Source organism: Pseudomonas kurunegalensis (assembly GCF_030291635.1).
In the GTDB taxonomy this organism is placed as follows: Bacteria; Pseudomonadota; Gammaproteobacteria; order Pseudomonadales; family Pseudomonadaceae; genus Aquipseudomonas; species Aquipseudomonas monteilii.
Genome location: NZ_CP127871.1, coordinates 1504877 through 1529527, shown reverse-complemented (window position 1 = coordinate 1529527; position 24651 = coordinate 1504877). Strand labels below are relative to the sequence as shown.

The 24651-nt window shown below is 63.9% G+C and carries 21 protein-coding genes; 9 read left to right on the top strand and 12 right to left on the bottom strand.

Annotated elements, in window-relative coordinates; all coding sequences use genetic code 11:
• Window positions 1–210 precede the first annotated feature (210 nt).
• Window positions 211–1287, bottom strand: coding sequence for an S-methyl-5-thioribose-1-phosphate isomerase (gene mtnA, locus QQ992_RS06905; protein WP_119370977.1), 1077 nt, complete (start codon window positions 1285–1287; stop codon window positions 211–213).
• A gap of 110 nt (window positions 1288–1397) precedes the next feature.
• Between mtnA and ubiG the strand changes: the two genes are divergently transcribed.
• The 3 genes from ubiG to QQ992_RS06890 are packed head-to-tail and all read left to right on the top strand — an operon-like array spanning window position 1398 to window position 3540.
• Entirely contained in the window at window positions 1398–2096 is a 699-nt protein-coding gene (ubiG, locus tag QQ992_RS06900; RefSeq protein WP_016715017.1) for a bifunctional 2-polyprenyl-6-hydroxyphenol methylase/3-demethylubiquinol 3-O-methyltransferase UbiG, read from the top strand.
• A gap of 2 nt (window positions 2097–2098) precedes the next feature.
• Window positions 2099–2770 carry an N-acetylmuramic acid 6-phosphate phosphatase MupP gene (mupP, locus tag QQ992_RS06895; protein WP_016715016.1) on the top strand — a complete coding sequence of 224 codons (672 nt, stop codon included), beginning with the start codon at window positions 2099–2101 and terminating at the stop codon, window positions 2768–2770.
• A 29-nt stretch (window positions 2771–2799) separates the two neighbouring features.
• Entirely contained in the window at window positions 2800–3540 is a 741-nt protein-coding gene (locus QQ992_RS06890; protein WP_020371284.1) for a YciK family oxidoreductase, read from the top strand.
• Between the two features lie 122 nt (window positions 3541–3662).
• Here the strand turns inward: QQ992_RS06890 and QQ992_RS06885 are convergent, their stop codons facing one another.
• The 7 genes from QQ992_RS06885 to QQ992_RS06855 form a co-directional block, all read right to left on the bottom strand.
• Window positions 3663–4448 carry an iron-containing redox enzyme family protein gene (locus QQ992_RS06885; protein WP_016715014.1) on the bottom strand — a complete coding sequence of 262 codons (786 nt, stop codon included), beginning with the start codon at window positions 4446–4448 and terminating at the stop codon, window positions 3663–3665.
• 30 nt (window positions 4449–4478) lie between these two features.
• Complete coding sequence (locus QQ992_RS06880) at window positions 4479–6935, bottom strand: EAL domain-containing protein (RefSeq protein WP_286112718.1); 2457 nt, start codon at window positions 6933–6935, stop codon at window positions 4479–4481.
• Between the two features lie 185 nt (window positions 6936–7120).
• Window positions 7121–8953 (bottom strand): ABC transporter ATP-binding protein, encoded by a 1833-nt coding sequence (locus QQ992_RS06875; RefSeq protein ID WP_286112717.1) that lies wholly within the window; start codon window positions 8951–8953, stop codon window positions 7121–7123.
• Entirely contained in the window at window positions 8946–9578 is a 633-nt protein-coding gene (locus QQ992_RS06870; RefSeq protein ID WP_286112716.1) for a DsbA family protein, read from the bottom strand. Before QQ992_RS06870 ends, QQ992_RS06875 begins: the two co-directional genes overlap by 8 nt.
• Window positions 9579–9581: 3 nt before the next feature.
• A complete protein-coding gene (gene trhO, locus QQ992_RS06865) occupies window positions 9582–10514 on the bottom strand; it encodes an oxygen-dependent tRNA uridine(34) hydroxylase TrhO (RefSeq protein ID WP_119370981.1) in 933 nt (310 codons plus the stop codon).
• 109 nt (window positions 10515–10623) lie between these two features.
• Window positions 10624–10920 (bottom strand): BolA family protein, encoded by a 297-nt coding sequence (locus QQ992_RS06860; protein WP_016715010.1) that lies wholly within the window; start codon window positions 10918–10920, stop codon window positions 10624–10626.
• A 10-nt stretch (window positions 10921–10930) separates the two neighbouring features.
• Window positions 10931–11455, bottom strand: coding sequence for a DUF2059 domain-containing protein (locus QQ992_RS06855; RefSeq protein WP_003252642.1), 525 nt, complete (start codon window positions 11453–11455; stop codon window positions 10931–10933).
• A gap of 154 nt (window positions 11456–11609) precedes the next feature.
• On the opposite strand from QQ992_RS06855, the gene QQ992_RS06850 reads away from it, so the two are divergent.
• Window positions 11610–13004, top strand: a complete 1395-nt coding sequence (locus QQ992_RS06850) for a class II fumarate hydratase (protein ID WP_286112715.1) — start codon at window positions 11610–11612, stop codon at window positions 13002–13004.
• A 62-nt stretch (window positions 13005–13066) separates the two neighbouring features.
• On the opposite strand, the gene QQ992_RS06845 is transcribed toward QQ992_RS06850, so the two are convergent.
• Together QQ992_RS06845 and pap are read right to left on the bottom strand one after the other, a co-directional pair.
• Entirely contained in the window at window positions 13067–14029 is a 963-nt protein-coding gene (locus QQ992_RS06845; protein WP_286112713.1) for a DMT family transporter, read from the bottom strand.
• Between the two features lie 287 nt (window positions 14030–14316).
• Window positions 14317–15810: a polyphosphate:AMP phosphotransferase gene (pap, locus tag QQ992_RS06840; RefSeq protein ID WP_060497562.1), complete on the bottom strand. Its 1494-nt coding sequence runs from the start codon at window positions 15808–15810 to the stop codon at window positions 14317–14319.
• Window positions 15811–15923: 113 nt separating this feature from the next.
• Between pap and mnmC the strand changes: the two genes are divergently transcribed.
• From mnmC to QQ992_RS06815, 5 genes are all read left to right on the top strand, one after another.
• Complete coding sequence (gene mnmC / locus QQ992_RS06835) at window positions 15924–17888, top strand: bifunctional tRNA (5-methylaminomethyl-2-thiouridine)(34)-methyltransferase MnmC2/FAD-dependent 5-carboxymethylaminomethyl-2-thiouridine(34) oxidoreductase MnmC1 (protein ID WP_286112711.1); 1965 nt, start codon at window positions 15924–15926, stop codon at window positions 17886–17888.
• Window positions 17889–18110: 222 nt separating this feature from the next.
• Window positions 18111–19898: an N-acetylglutaminylglutamine amidotransferase gene (locus QQ992_RS06830; RefSeq protein WP_119370991.1), complete on the top strand. Its 1788-nt coding sequence runs from the start codon at window positions 18111–18113 to the stop codon at window positions 19896–19898.
• Between the two features lie 3 nt (window positions 19899–19901).
• Window positions 19902–21647, top strand: a complete 1746-nt coding sequence (gene ngg / locus QQ992_RS06825; RefSeq protein ID WP_286112709.1) for an N-acetylglutaminylglutamine synthetase — start codon at window positions 19902–19904, stop codon at window positions 21645–21647.
• A 180-nt stretch (window positions 21648–21827) separates the two neighbouring features.
• Window positions 21828–23012: an osmoprotectant NAGGN system M42 family peptidase gene (locus QQ992_RS06820; protein WP_016715546.1), complete on the top strand. Its 1185-nt coding sequence runs from the start codon at window positions 21828–21830 to the stop codon at window positions 23010–23012.
• Between the two features lie 81 nt (window positions 23013–23093).
• Entirely contained in the window at window positions 23094–23321 is a 228-nt protein-coding gene (locus QQ992_RS06815; protein WP_051099660.1) for a YheU family protein, read from the top strand.
• A 4-nt stretch (window positions 23322–23325) separates the two neighbouring features.
• On the opposite strand, the gene csrA is transcribed toward QQ992_RS06815, so the two are convergent.
• Window positions 23326–23541 carry a carbon storage regulator CsrA gene (gene csrA, locus QQ992_RS06810; protein WP_286112707.1) on the bottom strand — a complete coding sequence of 72 codons (216 nt, stop codon included), beginning with the start codon at window positions 23539–23541 and terminating at the stop codon, window positions 23326–23328.
• Window positions 23542–23661: 120 nt separating this feature from the next.
• Window positions 23662–24471 carry an SDR family oxidoreductase gene (locus QQ992_RS06805; RefSeq protein WP_019096991.1) on the bottom strand — a complete coding sequence of 270 codons (810 nt, stop codon included), beginning with the start codon at window positions 24469–24471 and terminating at the stop codon, window positions 23662–23664.
• Window positions 24472–24651 lie beyond the last annotated feature (180 nt).

The window sequence follows — 24651 nt, the reverse complement described above, 5'->3', positions numbered from 1 at the left end:
AGCTCCATCAAGGGCCGAACGAAGCTCGCCGCCGCAGCGCATAAGGGTGCGACGACTTACGACAAATCAATGAGTTGTGCCATGGATCTGCGCAATGAAGGCCGCCGTGATGGGCGGTCTTGGAAACTGCCGGATGTTATCACAAAGGCGGGGCGGTGGGGAGATGTGGCACGGGGGTGCTTGCCGTGAATCTTGTGCCGCCCTACGCCCTCAGTGCAACCGCTTGCGGCACATCAACTGCGCCAGTTTGGCGGTATCCGGGCGTTCGACAATGCCTCGCTCGGTCACGATCACGTCGATCAGGTCGGCCGGGGTCACGTCGAACACCGGGTTGAACACCTCCACATCCGGCGCCACCCGGGTACCGGCAATGTCCAGCAGTTCGTCGGCCGCGCGCTCTTCCAGCGGAATATCCTCGCCAGTGGCCAGGTTCAGGTCGATGCTGGTGCTCGGCGCCACCACCATGAAGCGCACACCGTGGTGCATGGCGCTGACCGCCAGCTGATAGGTGCCGATCTTGCTGGCCACGTCGCCATTGGCAGCGATGCAGTCCGCGCCCACCACCACCCAGGTGATGCCTTTGGTCTTCATCAGGTGGGCGAGCGCCGAGTCGGCGCACAGGGTGACCGGGATGCCTTCGTTGGCCAGCTCCCAGGCGGTCAGGCGCGAGCCTTGCAGCCAGGGGCGGGTTTCGCCGGCATACACCCGCTCGACCATGCCTTCGAGGTAGCCGGCGCGGATCACCCCCAACGCGGTACCAAAGCCGCCGCTGGCGAGCGCACCGGCATTGCCGTAGGTGAGCAGGGTCTGGGCATTGCCCTGGTGACGACGAATCAGCTCGATGCCTTGCTGAGCCATGGTCAGGTTGGCTTCACGGTCGCTTTCATGGATGGCCACGGCTTCGGCCTCCAGCGCTGCCAGCACGTCTTCATCCGGACGCAGGCGCTGCAGGCGCTCGCGCATGCGGTTCAGCGCCCAGAACAGGTTGGCTGCGGTGGGACGCGCTTCGGCAAGGCAGAGGAAGTCCTCTTCAAGGTCCATTTCCCAATCGCCACCTTCGGCCAGCCGTTCTTCAAGGGCCAGCACCAGGCCGTAAGCGGCGGCAATGCCGATGGCCGAGGCGCCGCGCACCGCCATGTCACGGATCGCCGCCGCCACCTGCGCGACATTGTCGCAGGCCAGCCAGCGTTCATCGGAGGGCAGCAGGCGCTGGTCGAGCAGGTGCAAGACGCCGCCCTGCCAGCGGATCCCGGTCACCTTCTCCGCCGCCAAAAGTCGCTCGCGCATCGCCTCTCCCCGTCGTTCGGATATCAAAAGCCGGCGATTATAGCGACCCTCGGGGCCAAGCGCTCGGGTATACTCCGGCGCAATTTTGCGAAGTTTCAGAGGACTGTTCAATGAGCAACGTCGACCGCGCCGAAATCGCCAAGTTCGAAGCGCTGGCCCACCGCTGGTGGGACCGCGAAAGCGAGTTCAAGCCGCTGCACGAAATCAACCCGCTGCGCGTCAACTGGATCGACGAACGCGCCAGCCTGGCCGGCAAGAAGGTGCTGGACGTCGGCTGCGGCGGCGGCATCCTCAGCGAAGCCATGGCCCTGCGTGGCGCCACGGTGACCGGTATCGACATGGGCGAAGCCCCCTTGGCCGTGGCCCAACTGCACCAGCTGGAGTCCGGCGTGCAGGTGGAATACCGGCAGATCACCGCCGAAGCCCTGGCCGAAGAAATGCCTGAACAGTTCGACGTGGTCACCTGCCTGGAAATGCTCGAGCACGTGCCCGACCCGTCTTCGGTGATTCGCGCCTGCTACCGCATGGTCAAGCCGGGCGGCCAGGTGTTCTTCTCCACCATCAACCGCAACCCCAAGGCCTACCTGCTGGCCATCGTCGGCGCCGAGTACATCCTGAAGATGCTGCCGCGCGGCACCCACGACTTCAAGAAGTTCATCCGCCCATCCGAACTGGGCGCCTGGAGCCGCGCTGCCGGCCTTGAAGTCAAAGACATCATCGGCCTGACCTACAACCCGCTGACCAAGCACTACAAGCTCAACAGCGACGTCGACGTCAACTACATGATCCAGACCCTGCGCGAGGAATGAGCATGCGTTTGCGAGCAGTACTCTTCGACATGGACGGCACCTTGCTGGACACGGCGCCAGACTTCATCGCCATCTGCCAGGCCATGCTCGCCGAGCGCGGCCTGCCGGCCGTTGACGACAACCTGATCCGTGGCGTGATTTCGGGCGGCGCCCGCGCCATGGTAGCTGCCACGTTTGCCATGGACCCGGAAGCCGAAGGCTTCGAGGCCCTGCGCCTGGAGTTCCTGGAGCGCTACCAGCGCGACTGCGCGGTGCACAGCAAGCTGTTCGACGGCATGGCCGAGTTGCTGGCCGACATCGAGAAAGGCAACCTGGTGTGGGGCGTGGTCACCAACAAGCCGGTGCGTTTCGCCGAGCCGATCATGCAGCAACTGGGCCTGGCCGAGCGTTCGGCATTGCTGATCTGCCCGGACCATGTGAAAAACAGCAAGCCCGACCCCGAGCCGCTGATCCTGGCCTGCAAAACCCTGGACCTGGACCCGGCCAGCGTGCTGTTCGTCGGCGACGACCTGCGCGACATCGAGTCTGGCCGCGACGCCGGCACCCGCACGGCGGCGGTGCGTTACGGCTATATTCATCCAGAGGACAACCCTAACAACTGGGGTGCCGACGTGGTGGTGGACCACCCGCTGGAACTGCGCAAAGTGATCGACAGCGCGCTGTGCGGCTGCTGAACCCCGCCAACGAACACGAAGGACCTACCATGTTCGACTACACCGCCCGCCCCGACCTACTGCAAGGCCGGGTCATCCTGGTTACCGGTGCCGGCCGCGGCATCGGTGCCGCTGCTGCCAAGGCCTACGCCGCGCTGGGCGCCACCGTGCTGCTGCTGGGCAAGACCGAGGCCAACCTGAACGAGGTCTACGACCAGATCGAAGCCGCCGGGCATCCGCAACCGGTGGTCATCCCGTTCAACCTGGAAACCGCCCTGCCCCATCAGTACGACGAGCTGGCGGTGATGATCGAGGATCAGTTCGGCCGCCTGGACGGCCTGCTGAACAACGCCTCGATCATTGGCCCACGCACGCCGCTGGAGCAGTTGTCGGGCGACAACTTCATGCGCGTGATGCACATCAACGTCGATGCCACCTTCATGCTCACCAGCACCCTGCTGCCGCTGTTGAAACTGTCGCAAGACGCCTCGGTGGTGTTCACCAGCAGCAGCGTCGGGCGCAAGGGCCGGGCCTACTGGGGTGCCTATGGCGTGTCGAAGTTCGCCACAGAGGGCCTGATGCAGACCTTGGCCGACGAGCTGGAAGGCGTGGCACCGGTGCGCTCCAACAGCATCAACCCGGGCGCCACGCGCACGGCGATGCGCGCCCAGGCCTACCCCAGCGAGAACCCGCAGAACAACCCGCTGCCCGAAGAAATCATGCCGGTGTACCTGTACCTGATGGGGCCGGACAGCACCGGGGTGAATGGGCAGGCGTTCAACGCTCAGTAAGACTTGAGGTTGCCGGGGCTGCTGTGCAGCCCATCGCGACGCAAGGCCGCTCCTACAAGGGTACGCGATCCCCTGTAGGAGCGGCCTTGTGTCGCGATGGGTCGCGAAGCGACCCCAGGGCCTTAGCCCGCTGCCAACGCCGGGCGCAGGCGACCTTGCTGGCGCCCTTCCAGCTGCATGCACCGCTCCAAAAACAGGAACATGCAGTCGTAACTCTTGCAAATCGCCCTGCGCAGCTCGGTGCGCAGCCCCAGCGTCGGGTTCTCGCCCGCCAGGGTACAGATGATCTCCAGCGCCTCCCACGGGTGCGCGTCGTCATACTGGGCATGCATCTTCAGCCACTTCATCGCCCGCTTGCGCTGGTCCTCCGGGAAACCCAGTGCATAGGTGTCGGTCGAGCACACCACCGCCGACCACTCCCCGGTAGCCCCTTCGATGGCGTAGTTGGTCGCCGCCATGGAAATGGCCAGGTTCTCGGTAGCGCACACGCGCCAGCACCAGTCGTTCAACCCGTTCAGCTCGGGCGGCACTTCCTGGGCCTGCAACTCATGCAGGTGTACGCCATGCGCCTGACACCAGTTCACCCAGTAGTCGGCGTGGTTCAGCTCAACCCGGATATTGCGCATCAACCAGCGCCGCGCCATGTCTTCGCCCTGGTGCCGCCCATAACGGGTCTTGGTCAGGTTGTGGGCCATGTACAGCGAAAACTGCTCCACCACCGGCCAGCCACCGATCAGGTACTGGCGAATGGTCGACTGCTTGAGCTGGCCATCGCGCAGGCGCGCATAGAACTCATGCTCGACCACCCGGCGCTTGCTTTCGCGACAGTCTTCAATCAGTTGCTGGGCCCACTGGGGGTAGCTGGCGGGGTCCATCAAAGGCCCGATACGAACGAATGCATCAATCACTTTCAGCTCCTTGATCCTTGTGATTTCTAGCTAGCGAAACGTGCCAGGTGCGCGCTGCAACAGAGGCCGGGCGGCGATCCGTTGGCGCTGCAGACTGTCACAGGTGAACACCTGGGGGCGTTCGATCAGGTAACCCTGGGCGTAATCCACGCCTATTTCCTGTAGGGCCTGCTCGATCAAGGGTGTTTCGACGAACTCGGCGATGGTGCGTTTCCCCATGACATGGCCGATATGGTTGATGACCTCGACCATGGCCCGGTTGACCGGGTCGTCGAGCATGTCCTTGACGAAACTGCCGTCAATTTTCAGGAAATCCACGGGCAAATGCTTGAGGTAGGCGAACGAAGACATGCCTGCGCAAAAATCATCGAGCGAGAAGCGGCAGCCCAGCCCCTTCAACTCGTTGATGAAGCGAATGGCGCTACCCAGGTTGGCAATGGCGCTGGTTTCGGTGATTTCGAAACAGATCATGCGGGGCGGGATGGCGTATTCGACAAACAGCCGCTGCAGGTACTCGAGAAACTTGTCATCGCCGATGCTCGACCCTGACAGGTTGATCGCGCAGATCGACAGCGGCCCTTCACGCCCTTCGTCCAGGCATTGGCGGATGACCTGGAACACATTGCGCACCACCCAGCGGTCCAGCGCGGTCATCAGGCCATAGCGCTCGGCTGCAGGAATGAAGCTGCTGGGCAGAATGGTACGGCCACTTTCGTCGTGCAGGCGCAGCAGGATTTCGATATGGCCCGGGCCTTCGAACGTTTTCAGCGGGGCAATTTCCTGGGCGTACAGACAGAAGCGGTTTTCTTCCAGGGCCACATGCAAGCGCTGGATCCAGGCCATTTCACCAAAGCGCATGGACAGCTCGCTGTCATCGGCGTGGTACACCTGCACGCGGTTGCGCCCCTTTTCCTTGGCCATGTAGCAGGCCATGTCGGCGGCGCGCAGCGAGGTTTCGAGGGTACCGGGGGCCTGGGCCATGTGCACCAGGCCAACACTGACCGTGGTGACGAACGGCCGCCCCTTCCACACGAAGTGCAGGCTCTGCACCATCTGGCGTAACTGTTCGGCAATGCGCTCGGCCTGGTCGGGCGGGCAGTTTTCCAGCAGCACGCCAAATTCGTCACCCCCCAGCCGCGCCAGGGTATCGCCTTCACGCAGGCCGGATTGCAGCACGGCGCAGATGTGCCGCAGCAGCTCGTCACCGGCGGCGTGGCCACAGGTGTCGTTCACCAGCTTGAACTGGTCGAGGTCAAGGAACATCAGCGAATGCCGCCCAGCCTGGCGCGCCAGGCCATTGAGCGCCTGCTCCAGGCGGTACTCGAACTCGCGGCGGTTGGCCAGGCCGGTCAGGGCATCGTGAGTGGCCTGCCAGGACAGGTTGGCGATGTACTGGCGTTCCTGGGTCATGTCATGCAGTACCAGTACGATGCCGCTGACCTGGCCATCGCTGACGATGGGCGAACCCACCAGATTGATCGACACGGTACTGCCATCCAGGCGCTGAATCAGCCGGGCATGCTCCGCGCCGCCCTTGAGGCTACCGCTAAGCACCTGCTCGACCAGGCTGCTGCCATCTTCTTCAGCCTGCTCGTCCACCAGGCTGAACAGCGCTGACAGCGGCAGGCCCTGGGCCTGACCAGACTGCCAGTGGGTCAGTTGCTCGGCGGCCGGGTTCATGTAGCCGATGCTGCCCTCCACATCGGTGGTGATCACCGCATCACCAATGGCCTGCAGGGTGATCTGTGCCCGCTCCTTTTCCTCCTGCAGGGCGCTGGCGAAGGCTTGGCGCTGGGCCAGCAGCTTGCTGGAGCGGCGCCAGGCGATGGTAATCAGGAACATGGCCGTCAGCAGGTTGGTGATCAGCAGCACCCGCAACAGCATGCGCGAGCCTTCACCCAGCGCATCACTGAACGCCTTGGCGGCGGGTGTGACACCCTCGTTGATGGTGACGATACGGGCCTTCCAGGCACTCACTGCCTGGGCGTCTACAGCGCCAGTGGCAAAGCTCTGGCGCATCTCGCCAGCCAGCACATCGAGCTTGGCCAGGTAATCGTCGCCAATGTCCCAGTAGTCGATGGCTGTCTGCATATAGCTGATGTTGCGGAAATTGCGGTAGAACCAGATGATCCGCTCGACATCGTCGGGGTGGTTGCCACCCTGCAGCACCGCCCGGCGCGCCGCATCCAGATCAGGGTTGGGCTGGTCGAGCACCTCGCGCAACTGGTGGTCACCCTGCGGCACGGTAATGGCTTGGCGATAGCGCTGATAGGTGCTGTCGTCGCGGGTTTCGGCGTACAGGTTAAGGTAGTAGATGGCGTCTTTCTGCGCCTTGGACCACAGGCTTTCGCCCGCGACATAGGCGCGCACGGCCGACAGCGTATAAAGGCTGAGGCTGCCCAACGCTACCTGGAAGACCACAACGGCGATGAAGGGCCAGGTGATGCCGAGCAACTTAGGCGCTTCTAGAGTGCGATGTCCCTTCATGGATTCCCTGTCACAGAGCAGATAAGGCGCAAATCAACCCAGACAAGCACAGCGTAGGCCATTTGCCATCGTTGTGGAGGGAAATTTGAAGCCGCAAGCTGTCAGCTGCAAGCCACAAGAAAAGAAGCGAGGCGGGATGGCGGATTTCTGCTTGAAGCTTGCAGCTTATGGCTTGTAGCTGATGTTCAGCTTTGCTGCAGGTGCCCATAAAGCTTGGCGTATAACCCACCCTCGGCAATCAGCTGCTGGTGGCCACCCTCTTCGGCCACATGCCCACCATCGAATACCAGCACCCGGTCGGCCTGTTTCACGGCCGACAGGCGGTGGGCGATGATCAGCGTGGTACGGCCGCTGAGGAAGCGCGCCAATGCCTGATGCAGGTTGTACTCGGTAGCCGCATCCAGCGCCGAGGTGGCCTCGTCGAGAATCACCACCTTGGGCTCGGCCAACACCATGCGGGCGATGGCCAGGCGCTGACGCTGGCCGCCGGACAAGCGCACGCCGGAACGCCCCACCACACTGTCCAGGCCCTGCGGCAAGGCCGCAATGGTGGCATCCAGCTGAGCGATGCGCAGCGCTTGCCAGCAAGCGTCGTCACTGCAGTCGCGGCCCATGGTCAGGTTGGCGCGCACGGTGTCGTTGAACAGTGACGGGTGCTGCAACACCACCGCCACGTTTTCACGCAGGGTTTCCAGGCCGATTTCCTGCAGGCTGGCACCGCCAAAGCGGATGGTACCGGCCTGGGCGCTATAGAGGCCCAGCAACAGTTGCACCAAGGTGCTTTTGCCACCACCACTGGCACCGACAATCGCCACCTTTTCACCCGGGGCGATGGACAGGTCCAGGTTATCCAGCACGGGCTCGTCGGCATAGGCAAAACGCAAGTCGCGCACCTCGATACCCACCGTGTCGCGCCCGGCGAACGGATCGCAGGCGGCCGGGTATTGCGGCTCGTCAGCACGCGCCAGCAGCTCGTTGAGGCGGCTCAGCGCACCGCCAGCGGCGTAGTAGGCGTATTGCAGGTTGAGCAGCTGTTCCACCGGGCCGATCATGAACCACAGGTAGCTGAACACCGCCAGCATCTGGCCGATCGACAGGTCGGAGAACAGCACGGTGAGCATGGCTGCTGCACGGAAAATGTCGATGCCGAACTGGAACAGCAGGCCACTGGCACGGCCACTGGCATCGCTTTTCCACTGCGAATCCACGGCATAGTCGCGCACTTCGCGGGCACGCAGGCCAAGGCGGCCCAGGAAGTAGCCCTGTCGGTTGCCGGCACGGATTTCCTGGATGGCATCGAGCGTTTCCGCCAGCGCCTGGGTAAAACGCGCGGTGCTGTCGTTTTCGAGCTTTTTCAGGTGTTTGACGCGCTTGCCCAGCTGCACGGTGAAGTAGATCACCAGCGGGTTGAACAGCAAGATCAGCAACGCCAGCTGCCAGTGCATCCAGATCAGGATTGCCGCCGTGCCGGTCAACGTCAGCATGGCCACTAGGAAACGGCTGAGGGTTTCGCCCACGAACTTGTCGAGGGTGTCCAGGTCGGTGACCAGGTGAGTGGTTACCGTGCCGCTGCCCAGGCTTTCGTATTCCTTCAGCGAAATGCGCTTGAGCCGCTCTATAAGGCGAATTCGCAGGCGGTAGACGATGTCCTTGGCCAAGCCGGCAAACAGCTTGGCCTGGATCACGTTGAACGCCAGCGCCGCCAGGCGCAGGCACAGGGTGAGCACCAGCATCAGGCCGATGTAACCGCCTGCCACCTGCCAGCTGGACGGCAGCAGGTGGTTCATCCACTTCAGCGCGGCATCGCCGTGGCCCAGCAGCACTTCATCCACCAGCAGCGGCAGCAGCAGCGGAATGGGCACACTGCAACACGCCGCCAGCACAGCGATGAGGTTGGCGGACCAGAGGTTTTGCTTGTGGTGCAGGGCCAGGCGGCGGATTTCCGCCCAGCTCAGTCGATCGGCCGCAGTGTATGGCTTGCCCGGTACCGGGTCGGGTGACCCAGGCACATCAAGCACAGGCGGCCTGCTGCAGCCAACGGCCGAGCAAGGGTTGCAGGCGCTCCAGCGGCTGGTAGCCGTTGGTCAGCAGGGCCAGTTGGCCGTTGCGCTCGGCCAGCAAGGTCGGGAAACCGGCGATACCCAAGTCCTGTGCCCAGCTGAAGTCGGCCGCAGTGGCCGCACGGGTATCGGCACGGGCGAAGGTTTCGGCGAACACGGCACGGTCGAAGCCTGCCTGTTCGGCCAGCTCGACCAGCTGAGGCGCAGTGGTCACATCCACGCCCTGCTCGTAGAACGAACGCTGAATCAGCGCCAGCAGCGGCCAGACGCGCTCGGCGTCCAGCTCGCGGGCCGTGACCAGGGAACGGCAGGCCGGTTCGGTGTCGTAGACGAAGCCGTCGGGCATGGCCCCCTCGAAGCGGAACGGCTGGCCGGTGGCGTCGGCCACCGCCTGCCAGTGTTCGAGGATGTACTTGCGGGTAGAGCTGTCCAGCGCACTGCCACCCGTGCGCAGCCCGCCCACCACCAGACGGGTGGCGATACCGGCCTCACGCGCCTGGGCGATCAGGGCCGCCGCCACTGGCGCGAAACCCCAGCACCAGGAGCACATCGGGTCCATCACATAGATCAGGCGTGCAGACATGCATCAAGCCTCGGCTTTGTAGTTGTAACCGATAGGGTGCGGCAGGTTGCGGGCCTTGGCCAGCTCGATCTGCTTCTGCCGGTCGATGGCACTGCGCCGGGTCTTTTCGCTCAAGGTGTTCCAGCAATGCGGGCAGCTGACCCCTGGCGAATAGTGCTCGGACGCGCGCTCCTCTGCATTGATCGGGTGGCGGCAGGCGTGGCACTGGTCGTACTCGCCTTCGCTCAGGTCATGGCGCACCGTGACGCGGTTGTCGAAGACGAAGCAGTCGCCGTCCCACAGGCTTTCTTCCTGAGGCACTTCCTCGAAGTATTTCAGGATGCCGCCTTTAAGATGATAGACCGCCTCGAAGCCTTCACCGAGCATGTAGCTGGAGGCTTTTTCGCAACGGATGCCGCCGGTGCAGAACATGGCGACCTTCTTGTGCTTGCTCGGGTCGAAGTTGGCCTTGATGTACTCCGGAAACTCACGGAAGGTCTCGGTCTTGGGGTCGATGGCACCTTTGAAGGTACCAATGGCCACTTCGTAGTCGTTGCGGGTGTCGATCAGCAGCACTTCCGGGTCGCTGATCAGGGCGTTCCAGTCCTTGGGCTCGACATAGGTGCCGACCGCCTGGTTGGGGTCTACGCCTGGCACGCCGAGGGTGACGATTTCTTTCTTGAGCTTGACCTTGGTGCGGTAGAACGGCTGTTCGTCGCAGTACGACTCTTTGTGGTCGACATCGACCAGACGCGGGTCGTTGCGCAGCCAGGCCAGCAGGCCATCGATGCCTTCGCGGGTGGCCGACACGGTGCCGTTGATGCCCTCGTGGGCCAGCAGCAGGGTGCCTTTGACGTTGTTGTCGAGCATGGCCTTGAGCAGCGGCTCACGCAGCTCGACGTAGTCTTCCAGGGTGACGAATTTGTACAGCGCCGCGACGACGATGGCTTGGGACATGAAGCAGGTTCTCCAGGTGGTTGCCCTCGTAAGGGGCGGACCGGATTGACAAATAAAAACGCGCCGACAAGCGGCGCGTTGCGAATTCTACCAGAACGACAGAAAGGTTTCAGTGCCCGCCGCCCGCACACACCGGCGAGGCCGGTGCAACGCCGACCTTGGCCCACTCTTCGGCGGTGTAGGTGTGGATGGCCAGGGCGTGAATTTCGCCCATCAGCTCACCCATGGTGGCGTACACCTTCTGGTGGCGCTTGACGCTGTTCAACCCGGCAAACTGCTCGCTGACGATCACTGCCTTGTAGTGGGTCTCCTGACCACGACTGTGCATGTGGCTTTCGTTGAGCACTTGCAGGTGTTCCGGCGCCAGGGCCGCCAGTTGCTGTTCAATGCGCTGCTGCATGGTCATTGCGGCGTACTCACTTCTTCGCCGGAGCGGCGGCCTTGCCAGCGTTCGGGTCCAGCTCTTTGGTCATGTCTTCCAGCAGCTTGTTCACCACCGGTACTGCTGGCTCCAGGCTCTGCTGGGTCAGCTGGGCCGACTGCTGGGTGACCTTGGGCATTTCACGCAGCACTTTCTTGCCCAGCGGCGATTCGTAGAACTTGACCAGGTCTTTCAGTTCCTGCTCGGTGAACGTCTGGGTGTACAGGTCGACCATCTTCGGCTTCAGCTTGTTCCAGCCGATGGCGTTGTCCAGTGCGGCGTTGGCCTTGGCCTGGTAGCTTTCCAGCACCGGCTGCTTGGCGGCCGGGGCCTTGGTCTGGGCGAAGCGCTGGGCGAACATCTGCTGCACTTGCATGTACACCGGGGTGCCCAGCTTGTCGGCGTTGGCCAGGGTCAGGAACTTCTCGGCAGCAGCGTTATGGCTGGCGGTGGCAGCGAGCACCTGGCCGCTGGCGCAAACCAGGGCAACGGCGGCACAAAGGACACGGAGACGGGTCATTGCATTTCCTTCAAAGAGAGGGAGGCGGGTACCTCAGAGTAGAGCATTCTGCGCCGTGGTGGCGATGTGCTCAAGTGGCACGACGAGCGACGGAACCGCTCTGTCGATTCAGGGCCTAAACTGCGAATTCGAACTACACAGGAGTGAGTACAGAATGAGCCGTATCGAGACAGACAGCCTGGGCCCGGTCGAAGTTCCGGAGGACGCCTATTGGGGTGCGCAAACCCAGCGTTCGCTGATCAACTTCGCCATTGGCAAGGAACGCATGCCCCTCGCGGTGCTGCACGCCCTGGCGCTGATCAAGAAGGCCGCTGCACGCGTCAACGACCGCAATGGCGACCTGCCGGCCGACATCGCCCGGCTGATCGAACAGGCAGCCGACGAGGTGCTGGACGGCCAGCATGACGACCAGTTTCCGTTGGTCGTCTGGCAAACCGGCAGCGGCACCCAGAGCAACATGAACGTCAACGAAGTGATTGCCGGGCGCGCCAACGAACTGGCCGGCAAGGGCCGTGGCGGCAAGGCGCCGGTGCACCCCAACGACCACGTCAACCGCTCGCAAAGCTCCAACGACTGCTTCCCCACCGCCATGCACATTGCTGCAGCCCAAGCGGTGCACGACAAGCTGCTGCCGGCCATCGCCGAACTGTCGTCGGGCCTGGCCGAGTTGTCGGCGCGCCACCAAAAGCTGGTGAAGACCGGCCGCACGCACATGATGGATGCCACGCCAATCACCTTCGGCCAGGAGGTCTCGGCCTTCGTTGCCCAGCTCGATTACGCCCAACGAGCCATCCGCGCCACCCTGCCGGCAGTCTGTGAGCTGGCCCAGGGCGGCACCGCCGTGGGTACCGGCCTTAATGCCCCGCATGGCTTTGCCGAGGCCATCGCTGCCGAGCTGGCGGCGGAGTCCGGCCTGCCGTTCGTCACTGCGCCAAACAAGTTTGCCGCCCTCGCCGGCCACGAACCGCTGACCAGCCTGGCGGGCGCGTTGAAGACCCTGGCCGTGGCCCTGATGAAAATTGCCAACGACCTGCGCCTGCTCGGCTCCGGCCCGCGCGCAGGGCTGGCCGAGGTGCGTCTGCCAGCCAACGAACCCGGCAGCTCGATCATGCCGGGCAAGGTCAACCCTACCCAGTGCGAGGCGCTGTCGATGCTGGCCTGCCAGGTATTGGGCAACGACGCGGCCATCGGCTTTGCCGCCAGCCAGGGGCACTTGCAACTGAACGTGTTCAAGCCGGTGATCATCCATAACCTGCTGCAATCGATCGAGTTGCTGGCAGATGGTTGCCACAACTTCCAGCTGCACTGCGTGGCGGGCATCGAGCCGGATGCAGGGCAGATGGCTGAGCACCTGGAGCGCGGGTTGATGCTGGTAACGGCACTTAACCCGCATATTGGCTATGACAAGGCGGCGGAGATTGCCAAGAAGGCTTATAGCGAGGGCAAGACCTTGCGCGAGGCAGCGCTGGAGTTGAAGTACCTGACCAATGAGCAGTTCGACCAGTGGGTAAGGCCGGAGAACATGCTGGCACCGGGTGGTAAGGGCTAAGTCTTAAATAGCCTGTACGGGCCTCTTCGCGGGTTTACCCGCGAAGAGGCCCGTACAGGCTATCAATGAACCTGAGCCAACCGCGCCTTGCGAGCCCGCCACCCGGCTACGAGCGACGGCCCCAGCGCCACCAGCGCCGAGCCGAAAACTACAGTCACCGCCCCCACATACCCCAGGGCGTTAATGTCCTCAGCCTGCACATACTCAGGCCATACCAAGGCCGCCACGGCCACCGCCACAAAGGTCACCAACGGCGTCAACGCCAGCGTGGCACTCACCCGTGATGCCTCCCAATGCGCCAGCGCTTCGGCAAACGCGCCATAGGCCACCAGCGTATTCAGGCAGCAAGCCAGCAGCAACCAACCCTGCACCGGAGTCAGTTGCAACGCCTCCAGCGGGTGCACCCAAGGCGTCAGCAGCGCGGCGCAACTGAGGTAGATCACCATCATCACCTGCTGTGAATGCCACACCGTCAGCAACTGCTTCTGGCTCAGTGCGTAGAACACCCAGATGCTGGTGGCCAGCAAGATGGTCAGCACGCCGGTGGTGTAGGTGCCCAGCGACGTCAGCAGCTCTTCCAGGCGCTGGTTGAAGAACAGCCCGAAACCCGCCAACAGAATCAGCAAGCCCACGCCCTGCCCCAGGCTGAAGCGCTCGCGGAACACGAACACGCTGGCCACCAGCAACAACACGGGGCCGATCTGCACCACCAGTTGCGCAGTGCCGGGGCTCAACAGGTTGAGGCCGATCAGGTAAAGCACGTAGTTACCCATCAGGCCAAACACGGCAACGGCTACCAGGGCCTTGCCCTTAGGGGCCAGTTTGCGCACGGACGGCAAACGCCGCTGAGCCGCAAGCCAGGCGAACAGCAAGCCACCGGAGACCAGCAGGCGGTACCAGGTGACGGTGATCGGGTCGACCACTTGCAGCACCTGCTTGAGCTTGATCGGCAAAATACCCCAGAGCAGCGCCGTCAGAAGTGCCAGGAACAGGCCATAGCCCCAGCGGCCGGAAGTGGTGTGCATAAAGTCCTCGATCAAGCCCGTGGTGGGGGTGGTTGAATTCTACGGGGTTGGAGGACTGAGGCGTGGGCGGATGCCGAGAAAATAATTCATCAGGTCATTCCCCTGAGGCATTGCAGCGGGCGCCCACTTAGCTGTGAACACCGTCAGTGTAGGAGCGGCCTTGTGTCGCGATAGGGCCGCAAAGCGGCCCCAGATTTTCAGCTTCGCAGCTGATATTGCCGGGGCCGCCTTGCGGCCCTATCGCGACACAAGGCCGCTCCTACAAAGATCGCGCAAGCCTGCAGGGATTACTTCTTGTCCTTGGCAAACGCCGCCTCAAGCGCCTGGTTGATGGTGCGCAACACCTTCACCCGCGCCCAGCGCTTGTCGTTGGCCTCCACCAACGTCCACGGCGCGATCTCGCTACTGGTGCGGTCGACCATGTCGCCTACGGCCTGGACGTAGTCGTCCCACTTGTCGCGGTTGCGCCAGTCGTCCTCGGTGATCTTGTAACGCTTGAACGGGATCTGCTCACGCTCCTCGAAACGCTCCAGCTGGGTCTGCTGATCAATCGCCAGCCAGAACTTGACCACCACCACGCCGGCATTCACCAACTGCTCTTCAAAGTCGTTGATCTCGCTGTAGGCGCGCATCCAGTCGGCCGGGCTGCAGAAGCCCTCCACCCGCTCGACCAGCACCCGGCCATACCAGGATCGGTCGAAAATGGTGAACTTGCCGCGTGCCGGGATATGCCGCCAGAACCGCCACAGGTAAGGCTGCGCGCGTTCTTCTTCGGTGGGTGCGGCAATCGGCACGATACGGTACTGGCGTGGGTCCAGCGCCGCTGCCACACGGCGGATGGCGCCGCCCTTGCCGGCGGCGTCGTTGCCTTCGAACACCGCCACCAACGCGTGCCTGCGCATGTGCTTGTCGCGCAGCAGGCCGGCCAGGCGGGCCTGCTCGGTGACCAGCTGTTCCTGGTAGTCGGATTTGTCCAGCCGCACGGTCATGTCCAGGGCACCGAGCAGGCTGCGCTGGTCGATGCTACGGCCCAGCGGGGCGACGTTGCCCTGGTGCTTGCCCTTGGGGTTGTTGGCCAGTGCAGCTTGCAGGCTTTCCAGCAGGATGCGCCCGACCGCCAGGCTGCGGTAGTTCGGGTCGACGCCTTCGATGATGTGCCACGGCGCATAGTCGCGGCTGGTGCGGCGCAGCACGCGCTCGCCAAAGCGCACGAAACGGTCGTAGGTTTCGGACTGCTGCCAGTCCAGCGGGCTGATCTTCCAGCTGTGCAGCGGGTCGTCCTTGAGCGATTTCAGCCGCGCCTTCATTTGCTTCTTGGACAGGTGGAACCAGAACTTGATGATCAGCGCACCTTCATCGCACAGCATCTGCTCCAGCCGCTCGGCGCCCATGATGGCCTGGTCGAGCACTGCATCCTTGAATACCCCGTGCACCCGCCCCTGCAGCATCTGGCTGTACCAGTTGCCGAAGAACACGCCCATCCGCCCCTTGGGGGGCAAGGCCCGCCAATAGCGCCAGGCCGGCGGGCGAGCCAGCTCTTCGTCAGTCTGCTGGTCGAAGGTGAGCACATCGATCATGCGCGGGTCCATCCACTCGTTGAGCAGTTTTACCGTCTCACCCTTGCCGGCACCTTCGATGCCGTTGATCAGCACGATCACCGGGAAGCGCGCCTGCTGCTTGAGTTCGTACTGGGCTTCGAGCAGGGCCTCGCGTAAAGCGGGTACCTCGGCGTCGTAAGCCTCCTTGTCGATGCTGTGGCCGATTTCGGCGGATTCGAACATGCACTGGCTCCTTCAATGGATAAGCAAGACTAGCGGATTTGTGGGCTGCCTGTGCCTGTGCAAAATCACCAGATGGCATAAAATCCCGCCCATCTGCTGCAACCGAGCCAACCATGTCCACCCTCCTCCAGCACGCCCAGATCGACTGGGACGACCAGGGCCGCCCCCACTCGCGGCAATACGACGACGTCTACTTCGCGGTCAACGAAGGCATCGAAGAAACCAAGCATGTGTTCCTCGGCCAGACCCGCCTGGCCGAGCGTTTTGCCAACCTGGCCCCGCACGCCTGCCTGGTGATCGGCGAAACCGGCTTTGGCACTGGCATGAACTTTTTCTGCGCCTGGCAACTGTTTGATGAACACGCGCACAGCAACGCGCGCCTGCACTTCGTCAGCGTCGAAAAATACCCACTCAGCCTGGCCGACATGGCCCGCGCCGTACACCTGTGGCCAGAGCTTGCCGCCTACACCGAACCGCTGCTGGCGCAATACGTGGCGGTGCACCAGGGCTTCCAGCAATTCACCTTCGCCGATGGCAGGGTCACCCTCACGCTGCTGGTCGGTGATGTACTGGAACAGCTGCCGCAGCTCGATGCGCAGATCGATGTATGGTTCCTCGATGGTTTCGCCCCGGCGAAGAACCCCGACATGTGGACCCCGGAGCTGTTTGCGCAACTGGCGCGGCTGTCGCACGCAGACACCGTGCTGGGCACCTTCACCACCACGGGTTGGGTACGCCGCAGCCTGGTCGAAGCCGGCTTCGCCATGAAGAAGGTGCCGGGCATCGGCAAGAAGTGGGAAGTGATGAGCGGCGCTTACGTCGGCCCCCGGCCCGGCCCCAATGCGCCCTGGTATGCGCGCCCGCCGGCCATTCCAGGGCCGTGTGAAGCGCTCGTGATCGGAGCCGGGCTCGCTGGCAGCACAACCGCTGCGAGCCTGGCCCGGCGTGGCTGGCAGGTGACCGTGCTGGAACGCCACGATGCGCCGGCCCGGGAAGCCTCGGGCAACCCGCAGGGGGTGCTGTACCTCAAGCTGTCTGCGCATGGCACCGCGCTGTCGCAAATGATCCTGTCCGGCTTCGGCTACACCCGTCGCCAGCTCGAGCGCTTGCAGCGTGGCCGTGACTGGGATGCCTGCGGGGTGCTGCAACTGGCCTTCGACAGCAAAGAGGCCGAACGCCAAGGCAAGCTGGCTGCCGCTTTCGACCACGCCTTGCTGCACACCCTGGCACGCACCGAGGCCGAAGCCATTGCCGGTGTGGCCCTGCCGGCCGGCGGCCTGTTCTACCCCGAAGGCGGTTGGGTGCACCCGCCAGCCCTGTGTCAGCAGCAGTTGCAGCACCCGGGGATTCAGCTGGTGACACACCAGGAAGTGCTTGAGCTGCGCAAGGTGGGTGGCCAGTGGCAAGCCTGGGCGGGTGAGCGCCTGCTGGCCAGTGCGCCTGTGGTGATCCTGGCCGGTGCCGCCGACGTTCGGCGTTTCGAGCCTTGTGCACAGTTGCCGCTCAAGCGCATTCGCGGGCAGATTACCCGGCTGCCGGCCACCGCCAGCAGCCGCATGCTCAGCACCGTGGTATGCGCAGAGGGCTATGTCGCGCCACCCCGCGGGGACGAGCATACCTTGGGCGCAAGCTTCGACTTCCACAGCGAAGACCTGGCGCCGACGGTTGCCGAACACCAGGGCAACCTGGCGATGCTGGACGAGATTTCCGTCGACCTGGCGCTGCGGTTGGGTGTGGCCGAGCTGAACGCTGAGCAGTTGCAGGGACGCGCGGCGTTCCGCTGCACCAGCCCGGATTACCTGCCGATCGTGGGGCCGGTGGCTGATGCGCAAGGGTTTGCCGAGGCCTATGCGGTGCTGGCCCGCGATGCGCGGCAAGTGCCGGATGTGGACTGCCCTTGGCTGAGCGGGTTGTACGTAAACAGCGGGCATGGCTCACGCGGGTTGATCACGGCGCCATTGAGTGGTGAGTTGGTGGCGGCCTGGGTGTGTGGGGAACCCCTGCCGTTGCCACGGGCGGTGGCGGAGGCCTGCCACCCGAACCGGTTTGCGTTGCGGCGGTTGATTCGGGGGAAGTGATTGCATCGGGGTGCATGCCTTTTGATTTGCTGCGCCTGCCAGATCGAGCGCCGCCCGCGCGGCGCTCGATTTGTGCACCACTAAAAAACCCAAGACAAACACCCACCAGCCCAACCACATATAACAAATCGTTCTAAAACTCTCAAAAACCACACAGGTCAGTTCCTGAAGGTGCCCTGATCCGGGGCACCCCCTCCCCAACGGAAAAACCGGTAAGGACCTATGTGCGGATTAGCAGGAGAGTTACGTTTCACCCCCCTCGACCAAGCCCCTCGCCCAGCCGACCTGGCTGCGGTAGAGCGTATTACCCATCACCTGGCCCCGCGTGGCCCGGATGCCTGGGGCTTCCATAGCCAGGGCCCGATCGCCCTGGGCCACCGGCGCCTGAAAATCATGGACTTGTCCGACGGTTCGGCGCAGCCGATGGTCGACAACACCTTGGGCCTGTCACTGGCCTTCAACGGTGCCATCTACAACTTCCCCGAACTGCGCCAGGAGCTGCAGGACCTGGGCTATACCTTCTGGTCCGACGGCGATACCGAGGTGCTGCTCAAGGGCTACCACGCCTGGGGCGCGGCGTTGCTGCCCAAGCTTAACGGCATGTTCGCGCTGGCCATCTGGGAGCGCGATAACCAGCGCCTGTTCCTGGCCCGCGACCGCCTGGGCGTCAAACCGCTGTACCTGTCGCGCAACGGCGAGCGCCTGCGCTTCGCCTCGACCCTGCCGGCCCTGCTCAAGGGTGGCGACATCGACCCGGTGCTCGACCCGGTGGCGCTCAACCATTACCTGAACTTCCACGCCGTGGTACCGGCACCGCGCACCTTGCTGGCCAATGTGCAAAAGCTGGAGCCCGGCACCTGGATGCGCATCGACTGCCATGGCGAAGTGGAACGCCAGACCTGGTGGCAACTGAAATACGGCGCCAACCCGGACGAGCGCGAGCTGGACCTGGAAGGCTGGACCACCCGCGTGCTCGACGCCACCCGCGACGCCGTGGCCATCCGCCAACGTGCTGCAGTGGACGTGGGTGTGCTGCTGTCCGGCGGTGTCGACTCCAGCCTGCTGGTCGGCCTGCTGCGCGAAGTGGGCGTGGATGACCTGTCAACGTTCTCCATCGGCTTTGAAGACGCTGGCGGCGAACGTGGCGATGAGTTCCAGTATTCCGACCTGATCGCCAAACACTACGGCACACGCCACCACCAACTGCGCATTGCCGAACACGAGATCATCGACCAATTGCCGGCCGCGTTCCGTGCCATGAGCGAGCCGATGGTCAGCCACGACTGCATCGCCTTCTACCTGCTGTCACGAGAAGTGGCCAAGCATTGCAAGGGCGTGCAAAGCGGCCAGGGCGCGGACGAGCTGTTCGCCGGTTACCACTGGTACCCGCAGGTGGACGGCGCCGACGACGCCTATGCCGCCTACCGCGACGCGTTCTTCGACCGCAGCCACGCCGAGTACCGCGACACCGTGCAGGCGCCCTGGCTGCTGGAAACCGACGCTGCCGGCGACTTCGTACGCGAACACTTCGCCCGCCCCGGCGCCCGTGACGCGGTGGACAAGGCCCTGCGCCTGGACAGCACGGTGATGCTGGTGGACGACCCGGTCAAGCGCGTGGACAACATGACCATGGCCTGGGGCCTGGAGGCACGCACACCGTTCCTCGACTACCGCCTGGTGGAACTGTCGGCGCGCATTCCGGCGCGTTTCAAATTGCCCGATGGCGGCAAGCAGGTGCTCAAGCAGGCAGCGCGACGGGTGATCCCGCATGAGGTGATCGACCGCAAGAAGGGCTACTTCCCGGTCCCGGGCCTGAAGCACCTGGAAGGCGCCACCCTGGGTTGGGTGCGCGAGCTGCTGACCGACCCCAGCCAGGACCGTGGGCTGTTCAACCCGGCCATGCTCGACCGCCTGCTCAGCAACCCGCATGGCCAGCTTACCCCGCTGCGCGGCTCCAAGCTGTGGCAACTGGCGGCGCTTAACCTGTGGCTGAGCGAACAAGGAATCTGACCGATGAAAGCCCATGAAATCGCTTACGGTCAGCGCCTGCTGCGTGGCCAGGCGCCGTCCTACGAGCGCCTGCAGGCACGCCTGGCCGGCGACGGCAGCCAGCCCCACGACCAGCCACGTGCCGTGCATTGTGGCTGGGGACGGCTGCTGATCGGCCACACCTATCCCAACCCGGTCAGCCTGGCGAATGACCTGCTGGACGAACGCCCCGGCGAACGCGATATCGCCCTGTACGTGGCCGCGCCACAACAGTTGCTGGCCCAGGCGCCGCAGCAGCTGTTTCTCGACCCGTCCGACACCTTACGCCTGTGGTTCACCGACTACCGTCCGGCGCAGCGAGTGTTCCGCGGCTTTCGCGTACGCCGGGCACAGAACCCGGCCGACTGGCAGGCCATCAACACCCTGTATCAAGCACGCGGCATGTTGCCGGTAGACGCCGCGCTGCTCACCCCTCGACACCTGGGCGGCCCGGTGTTCTGGCTAGCCGAAGACGAAGACAGCGGCGCGGTGATCGGCAGCGTCATGGGCCTGAACCACGCCAAGGCCTTCGACGACCCGGAGCACGGCAGCAGCCTGTGGTGCCTGGCGGTGGACCCGCAGTGCACCCGCCCCGGCGTGGGTGAAGTGCTGGTGCGCCACCTGATCGAGCACTTCATGAGCCGGGGCCTGGCCTACCTCGACCTGTCGGTGCTGCACGACAACCGCCAGGCCAAACGCCTGTACCAGAAACTGGGGTTTCGCAACCTGCCCACCTTCGCGGTCAAGCGCAAGAACGGCATCAATCAGCAGCTGTTTTTGGGCCCTGGCCCTGAAGCCGAGCTGAACCCCTACGCCCGCATCATCGTTGACGAGGCCCTGCGCCGGGGTATCGACGTGCAGGTAGACGACGCCGCTGGCGGCCTGTTCACCCTGAGCCTGGGCGGGCGGCGCATTCGCTGCCGCGAATCGCTCAGTGACCTGACCAGCGCCGTGACCATGACCCTGTGCCAGGACAAACGCCTGACCCGGCACGCGCTGCACAACGCCGGGCTGCAGGTGCCGGCGCAGCAGCTGGCGGGTAATGCCGACGACAACCTGGCGTTTCTCGACGAGCATGGCGCAGTGGTGGTCAAGCCGGTGGATGGCGAGCAAGGCCAGGGCGTGGCGGTAAACCTGACCTGCATCGACGACATCACCCGCGCCGTGGCGCACGCCCGCCAGTTCGACAGCCGCGTGCTGCTGGAGAGCTTTCATGCCGGGTTCGACCTGCGCATCGTGGTGATCGGCTACGAAGTGGTGGCCGCTGCCATCCGCCACCCGGCCCAGGTACTGGGCGACGGCAGGCATAGCATCCGCCAGTTGATCGATGCCCAGAGCCGCCGTCGCCAGGCGGCGACCGGTGGTGAAAGCCGCATTCCGCTGGACGATGAAACCCAGCGCACGTTACGGGCGGCAGGCTTTGGCTATGACGACGTATTGCCCGCCGACCAGCGCCTGGCCGTGCGGCGCACCGCCAACCTGCACACCGGTGGCACCCTGGAAGATGTGACCGAACGCCTGCACCCGATATTGGCCGACGCTGCCGTGCGCGCTGCGCGGGCACTGGAGATACCGGTGGTGGGGCTGGACTTCATGGTGCGCGATGCCGGGCAGCCAGAGTACGTGATCATCGAGGCCAACGAGCGTGCCGGGCTGGCCAACCATGAACCGCAGCCCACAGCCGAGCGTTTTATCGATTTGCTGTTTCCGCATAGCCGGCCTTTGGCCTGACAGCCGCTCGGCTTTTTGTAGGAGCGGCCTTGTGTCGCGAAAGGGCCGCAAAGCGGCCCCAGCAATCTAAGCAGCGAAGCTGAAATCCTGGGGGCGCTTCGCACCCCTTTCGCGACACAAGGCCGCTCCTACAAAGACCGCGCTACAGCCTGGTATATCAACCCGACCGGAGGCCTGAATATGTCCGACCGACATCCCGAACCCGATCTCGACTACCTCAAACGCGTGCTGCTGGAAATGCTCGCCATCCCCAGCCCCACCGGTTTCACCGACACCATCGTGCGCTACGTGGCCGAACGCCTGGACGAGCTGGGCATCCCCTTCGAGCTGACCCGGCGCGGCACCATCCGCGCCACGCTCAAGGGCCGGCAAACCTCGCCCGACCGTGCCGTATCCGCCCACCTGGACACCATCGGTGCCAGCGTGCGCCAGCTGCAGGACAACGGCCGCCTGGCCCTGGCACCGGTGGGCTGCTGGTCCAGCCGCTTCGCCGAAGGCAGTCGCGTCAGCGTATTCACCGATACTGGCGTCTACCGTGGCAGCGTGCTGCCGCTGATGGCCAGCGGGCATGCCTTCAACACCGCCATCGACCAGATGCCGGTCAGCTGGGACCATGTGGAAGTGCGCCTGGATGCCTATTGCGCCACCCGTGCCGACTGCGAGGCGCTGGGCGTGAGCATTGGTGATTTCGTGGCCTTCGACCCATTGCCCGAGTTCACCGAAAGCGGTCACATCAGCGCCCGCCACCTGGACGACAAGGCCGGCGTGGCCGCGCTGCTGGCGGCACTGAAAGCCGTGGTTGAAAGCGGTCAGCAACCACTGATCGACTGCCACCCACTGTTCACCATCACCGAAGAAACCGGCTCGGGAGCGGCGGGCGCCCTGCCCTGGGATGTCAGCGAGTTCGTCGGCATCGACATTGCCCCGGTAGCGCCCGGCCAAGCGTCCAGCGAACATGCGGTGAGCGTGGCCATGCAGGATTCGTCGGGGCCTTACGACTACCACCTGTCCCGGCACCTGCTGAAACTGGCCGGCGACCACGACCTGCCGGTGCGACGCGACCTGTTCCGCTACTACTTCAGCGACGCTCATTCGGCGGTGACCGCAGGGCACGATATTCGCACCGCGCTGGTGGCGTTCGGTTGCGATGCCACCCATGGCTACGAGCGCACCCATATCGACAGCCTGGCGGCACTCAGCCGGTTGTTGTCGGCTTACCTGCTGAGCCCACCGGTGTTCGCCAGCGATTCGCAGCCGGCCAATGCTTCGCTCGAGCGCTTCAGCCACCAGCTGGAGCATGATGCGCAAATGGAGAGCGACACGCGGGTGCCAGCGGTGGACAGCCTGGTTGGCAATAAAGGCTGAGGGGTCTGGGGCTGCATTGCAGCCCCAAAATGCCGGATGTTTCGCGTAGCATGCCCACACCTACTTCAGACAACGCTTACCATGCTGATCCCCTACGACCAACTGCAAGCCGAAACCCTGACCCGCCTGATCGAAGACTTCGTCACCCGCGACGGCACCGACAACGGCGACGATACCCCGCTGGAAACCCGCGTGCTGCGGGTACGCCAGGCATTGGCCAAGGGGCAGGCGTTCATCCTGTTCGACCCTGAAAGCCAGCAGTGCCAGTTGTTGGCCAGGCATGATGTGCCCCGCGAATTGCTCGACTAGCAGGTCAGCCGCCTTCGCGGGCAAACCTGCGACTGGGCCGGCCGGGCTTGCACTGCCCCTCCTCCTTGATGCGCTTGTACACCTCTGCCCGATGCACCGGCACCTCACGCGGGGCATCGACGCCAAAGCGCACCACCCCGTCTCGCGCGTCCACCACCATGATGCGGATATCATCGCCAATCATGATGATCTCACCGACTTCGCGCCCAATGACCAGCATGTTCCGTTCCTCCAGCGAAAGGGAAAAACGGAGCCTGACGCGTAAGCATTCGGCTACTCAATAGCTCCATCACTATTCAGAAGTGCCCTACATTGCCGGGTAACTTCTCCTACAGACCATTCATCGCGATTGGGCTTTTGCGCGCATTTTCACGGCCATTTCGGCCATTTCGTCATACAGGCGCTCAGGGGCCTGGCGTTTCAGTTGCCAGGCCTGTCGCCCGGCCTCGTGCGGCAGGATGAGAAACTCGCCAGCGGCGACCTGTTGATGGATGTAGTCGGCAATGTCCGCCGCGCTGATCGGCGAGCCCTCCAGCAACTTGCCAACCTGCGCCTTCATCGCCGGGTTCGGCCCACGGAACGAGTCCAGCAGGTTGGTCTGGAAGAACGACGGGCACACCACATGCACCGCCACCTCCAGCTGGCGCAGTTCCACCAGCAGGCTTTCCGACAGGGCCAACACACCCGCCTTGGCCACGTTGTAGTTGCTCATGCCCGGCCCCTGCATCAGCGCGGCCATGGAGGCAACGTTGATGATGCGGCCCTTGCTGCGCTCCAGTAGCGGCAAAAAGGCCTTGCAGCCCTTGACCACACCCATCAGGTTGACCGCGATCTGCCAGTCCCAGTCTTCCAGCGACAATTCGGCGAAGAACCCGCCCGAGGCAACACCGGCATTGTTGACGATCACGTCGATACCGCCGAACTGCTCGGTGCAGGCCTGGGCCAAGGCTGTCAGCTGGCTATAGTCACGCACGTCACAGCGCTGAACGAAGCCATCGCCGCCTGCTTCGCGGGCCAGCGCCAGGGTTTCGCGCAGGCCGGTTTCATTGACATCAGCCAGCGCCAGGCGCCAGCCCTCACGCGCCCAGCGCAGGGCGATCTCGCGGCCGAGGCCGGACCCGGCGCCGGTGATCATGATGCGGTTTTGCATGGTGGCTGGCCTTGTTCCAAGTGGTTGTGCAGCGAGTCTAATCAAGACCAGGCGGGCAGGCAGGGTTCATCAGGGTAGTGAATGGGTGGGCATGACTGCATGGTCAGTTCCGCCCCCTGGCTGCACACAAATGGAATCTTTCCCGCACGGCGCCGGTCCTTACTTACAAGAGGCCAGCAG